Origin of the sequence: Photobacterium japonica (assembly GCF_050337005.1) — a bacterium.
GTDB classification, from domain to species: Bacteria; Pseudomonadota; Gammaproteobacteria; order Enterobacterales; family Vibrionaceae; genus Photobacterium; species Photobacterium japonica.
In genome coordinates, this window is sequence record NZ_JAKJSN010000133.1 from 1 (window position 1) to 801 (window position 801).

Below are 801 nucleotides of genomic sequence, written 5' to 3' on the forward strand. Positions count from 1 at the left end.
CGCTCGCCGCTACTACCGGAATCTCGGTTGATTTCTCTTCCTCGGGGTACTTAGATGTTTCAGTTCCCCCGGTTCGCCTCGTTACGCTATGTATTCACGTAACGATACGTGCTTATGCACGTGGGTTTCCCCATTCGGAAATCCCAGACTCAAGTGGCTTTTACTGCCTAATCTGGGCTTATCGCAAGTTAATACGTCCTTCATCGCCTCTGACTGCCAAGGCATCCACCGTGTACGCTTAGTCACTTAACCATACAACCCCAAGAGGTCTGTAYGTTCAAACAACCAAGGTTYGTCACCTATCTTCGATCAAGAAAGATAAGGACATTGGTTTTTCGCCGGACTCACTATTTGTCTTCACTTTTAAAAARTGAAAGCAAATAACAGACACTTGAATGTGTTTGTTTTGAGAACTCGTTTYYATTCTTAAAGAATAAAAACTATTKTAATTCAATCATTCGTCGAAGTGACGACCAATTGAATTTACTAGTCAGCTTTCCAAATTGTTAAAGAACATKGTGTTTATCGTTAGATATCCACTTTCTAACTACACTGTTGCCAGTGTGTTTAGAAAGTGGCGTCCCGTAGGGGAGTCGAACCCCTGTTACCGCCGTGAAAGGGCGGTGTCCTAGGCCTCTAGACGAACGGGACTTAGTTTTTCTAAGTTGTTGGGCAACTTAGATGCTCTCTTACATTTCGACCAAGCAATCTGTGTGGACACTGCATAAAACAGCAGTCTATCGTTTAAGGAGGTGATCCAGCCCCAGGTTCCCCTAGGGCTACCTTGTTACGACTTCACCC

Annotated in this window: 1 tRNA gene and 2 rRNA genes; all 3 read right to left on the minus strand. The window is 44.6% G+C overall.

Annotated features, from left to right (window positions below):
* A 23S ribosomal RNA gene (locus L4C36_RS23795) occupies positions 1–252 on the minus strand; the annotation flags it as partial.
* Between the two features lie 323 nt (positions 253–575).
* Positions 576–651 (minus strand) — tRNA-Glu (locus L4C36_RS23800).
* 94 nt (positions 652–745) lie between these two features.
* Positions 746–801: ribosomal RNA gene (locus L4C36_RS23805) — 16S ribosomal RNA — on the minus strand; the annotation flags it as partial.